At 71.2% G+C, this 3,283-nt stretch carries 3 protein-coding genes; 2 read left to right on the top strand and 1 reads right to left on the bottom strand.

Going from position 1 to position 3,283, the window contains the following annotated elements; translation table 11 throughout:
- Positions 1 to 48: 48 nt before the first annotated feature.
- Positions 49 to 1,581 (top strand): sensor histidine kinase, encoded by a 1,533-nt coding sequence (locus D7V88_RS40005; protein WP_120545759.1) that lies wholly within the window; start codon positions 49 to 51, stop codon positions 1,579 to 1,581.
- Complete coding sequence (locus D7V88_RS40000) at positions 1,578 to 2,282, top strand: response regulator transcription factor (RefSeq protein ID WP_120538314.1); 705 nt, start codon at positions 1,578 to 1,580, stop codon at positions 2,280 to 2,282. The genes D7V88_RS40005 and D7V88_RS40000 overlap by 4 nt, the downstream gene beginning before the upstream one ends.
- A 27-nt stretch (positions 2,283 to 2,309) precedes the next feature.
- On the opposite strand, the gene D7V88_RS39995 is transcribed toward D7V88_RS40000, so the two are convergent.
- On the bottom strand, positions 2,310 to 3,008 hold the full coding sequence (locus D7V88_RS39995; protein WP_120545758.1) for a class I SAM-dependent methyltransferase: 699 nt from the start codon (positions 3,006 to 3,008) through the stop codon (positions 2,310 to 2,312).
- Between the last annotated feature and the right edge of the window lie 275 nt (positions 3,009 to 3,283).

Below are 3,283 nucleotides of genomic sequence, written 5' to 3'. Positions count from 1 at the left end.
CCAAATGCCCCGAGCACCCCGCCCCCGTCGCGTGTAGACACGGAGGTCGTGTTACGCCCCGCGCCCGTCATCCTCAGCTTCCGGCGCACGTTCGCGCTGCTCATCCTGCTGGTCGTGCTGCCGTCGGCCGGCCTGTCGGGCTTCGGCGTCGTGGCCATCATCAACGAACGCGCCGCGGTGGAGAAACGCCTGGAGGCCGCCTGGCGCGGCACGCTCGCGGACCTGTCCGCGGAGGTGCCCCGCGCGCTCAACAGCGGACGGCTGGAGGCGGTGGAGGGCGGACGGCTGGCGTTCCTGCTGCCGGATGACCAGGAGCTGTCCGACCCGGAGGGCACCTTCCACGTGGAGAACGGCCTGGTGCGCACGAAGGATCCGCAGCTCGCGGAGTCCCTGGCGGCGCTGGTGCCGGAGGCCGCCTCGCTGCCCACGGTGCCCACCGTGTTCTCGCTCGCCCCGGGCAACCGGGCGGTGATGGTGGCCGCCGAGCGCAAGGGCACCACGGTGCAGGGCGTGCGGCTGTCCGCCGTCGCGCTGGACAGCCTGCTGTCGGAGAAGGCGCAGGGACGCGCCACGTCGGAGCCGGTGCGCTTCACGCTCCTGCCGGTGCCGCGCGACACATCCGGCGAGGGCGGGCTCGTCAACCGGCTGATGTCGGAGGTGGCGCAGGCGCGGCAGAACGCGCTGGGGCCGCCGGTGCTCGCGGAGCGGGTGCTGTCCGCGCCGTTGCAGGACTTCCGGCTGGTGGTGCTGCCCACCGGCGAGGACCCCGTGGCGAGCACCTCCACGCGCAACCGCGCCGTGTACGGCGTGCTGCTGGGTTTGTTCTACCTGACGCTCACGTTTGGCGTCATCTACACCGGCCGCGTGCTCTACCGCGAGGCGCGCCTGTCGCGCATGAAGACGGACTTCGTGTCGCTGGTGAGCCATGAGCTGCGCACGCCGCTCACCTCCATCCGCATGTTCATCGAAACGCTGGCGCTGGGCCGGCTGAAGGACCCCGCGCAGATGCAGGAGGTGTTGGACCTGCTCACGCGTGAGACGGAGCGCCTGTCGGACCTGATCGAGCGGGTGTTGGACTGGGCCCGCATCGAGAGCGGCCGCAAGGTGTACCAGCGCGAATCCGTGCCGGTGACGGACGTGGTGGACGCGGCGGTGGCGGCCTTCCGCGCGCAGCGGCTGGGAGACGAAATGGAGTTGAGCGTGGAGGTGGCCGGCGGCCTGCCTCCGGTGGAGATGGACCGCGTCGCGGTGTCGGGCGCGCTGCTCAACCTGTTGCAGAATGCGTACAAGTACAGCGGGCCGACGAACCGGAAGATCGCGCTAAAGGCGCTCAGGGACGGCAGACACGTGAACCTGTCGGTGGAGGACAACGGGGTGGGAATCGCCAGGAAGGACCGCAAGCGCATCTTCGAGCGCTTCTACCGCGTGGACAACCTGCTCACGCGCAAGACGGAGGGCAGTGGCCTGGGGCTCGCCATCAGCAAGCGCATCGTGGAGGCGCACGGAGGCCGCATCGACGTGCAGAGCGAGCCCGGCCAGGGCAGCCGCTTCACCATCCAGCTCCCGGCGGGCCGCGCATGAGCACGCCCGACGAGAAGCCGCGCCGCATCCTGGTGGTGGAGGACGACCTGTCCATCCTCACCGGCGTGTCCATGAACCTGCGCTTCGAAGGCTACGAAGTGCTCCAGGCGCAGGACGGCCGCACGGGCCTGGCCAAGGCGCTGGACGAAGCGCCGGACCTGCTGGTGTTGGACCTGATGCTCCCGGAGCTCAACGGCTACGAGGTCATCCGCGAGCTGCGCCAGCGGGGCCGCGACACGCCCGTGGTGGTGCTCTCCGCGAGGGGCCAGGAGTCGGACAAGATATTGGGCCTCAACCTGGGCGCGGACGACTACGTGGTGAAGCCCTTCGGGCTCCAGGAGTTGCTCGCGCGCATCAAGGCGGTGCTCCGGCGCAGGTTCGGGGCCACGGGCACCAGCGCGCCGCCGGTGACGTTCGGAGACGTGAAGGTGGACCTGGCGCTGCGCACGGTGGCGCGCGACGGGCAGCCGGTGGAATTGACGGCGCAGGAGTTCAAGCTGCTGGCGCACTTCCTGGCGCACCCGGGCCGCACCTTCACCCGCGAGGAGCTGCTGTCCGGCGCGTGGGGCTACCACTACGAGGGCAGCGCGCGCACGGTGGACAACTTCATGCGCCAGTTGCGGCTGAAGTTCGAAACCGACCCGGAAGCGCCCAGGCACTTCCTCACCGTGCGGGGGCTGGGCTACCGCTTCGAGCGCTGAAGCCAGCGCCAAGGCTCCGGGGCGGCGTCACAGCCCCGCGACGCCGATGTGGCGCAGGTCCTCCAGGTCGAAGGGCTTGCCGTCGAAGCGGCCGAAGCGCTCGCGGGGGGTGAGGCCACTGGAGGTGAGGGCGGCCTCCAGCTCCTCGGGGAGGAAGTGGCGCAGCTTGAGGCGGCGGATGGGGCTTGGGCCGCCGGGTGCGCGCCGCTCGCGCAGGTGCAGGGCGAACAGCGGCCGGCGGGGCTCCACGGCGGAGCCGGGCTCGTCCTCGTCGCGCGGCAGCACCGGTTCGCGCGGGGCGTTGAGCACGTCGTAGACGAAGGTGCCGCCGGGGGCCAGGTGGTGGACGACGGTGGCGAGGAACGCCTCCACGTCATCGCGGCCGGGCATCAGTCCCAGCGCGTGCTGCGGGGCGAGCACCAGCGGGAACTTCTCCGGCAGCCGGAGCGTGCGCAGGTCCTGGGCCAGCAGGCGCGTGCGCTCGGAGACTTCGGGGGGTTCGGAGGCGCGGCGCTCCTCGGCGGAGCGGATCATCACGTCCGACGGATCCACGCCCACGGTGGCGAAGCCGTGGCCGGCCAGGGCCCAGGGCACGCGGCCATTGGCGGCGCCCAGCACCAGCACGGGCGAGCCGTGTTCGGTCGCCTGCCGCGTGTAGAAGACGAGATCCGGCTCCTGTCCCACGAGGGACAGCGGGGTGCGGCCGCGTGCGTCGTTCCCAGCCATTGTCGAGGCCCTAGCACGGTTGCGGGGCCCTTCGGGACTCCCGGGTGCGCACCGTGGGCAATCCTTTGCCCACCCGCTGTCCAACAAGCGACTCCCTTCGACGCTCCCCGACGGTTGTCCCATCCCGGAGGGCTGGCACCCTCCTTGCCTAGGACTCCCGCATCACGGGGTGCCCGCCTGGGTGCTCCGCCTTTGAGTGTGTGAGGTGTTCGTCATATGAGGCACGGCGGGTGGCGGTGGACGGGGGCGGTCCTGCTGGTTGGGACGCTGGGGTC

Source organism: Corallococcus terminator, assembly GCF_003611635.1.
Taxonomy (GTDB): domain Bacteria; phylum Myxococcota; class Myxococcia; order Myxococcales; family Myxococcaceae; genus Corallococcus; species Corallococcus terminator.
The sequence above is the reverse complement of the archived record's forward strand: the minus strand, read 5'-3'. Positions and strand labels throughout refer to the sequence as shown.

Excerpts from the sequence above, each read along its gene's own strand:
- D7V88_RS39995 (WP_120545758.1), bottom strand. The coding sequence starts at position 3,008 with ATGGCTGGGAACGACGCACGCGGCCGCACCCCGCTGTCCCTCGTGGGA.
- D7V88_RS40000 (WP_120538314.1), top strand. The coding sequence starts at position 1,578 with ATGAGCACGCCCGACGAGAAGCCGCGCCGCATCCTGGTGGTGGAGGAC.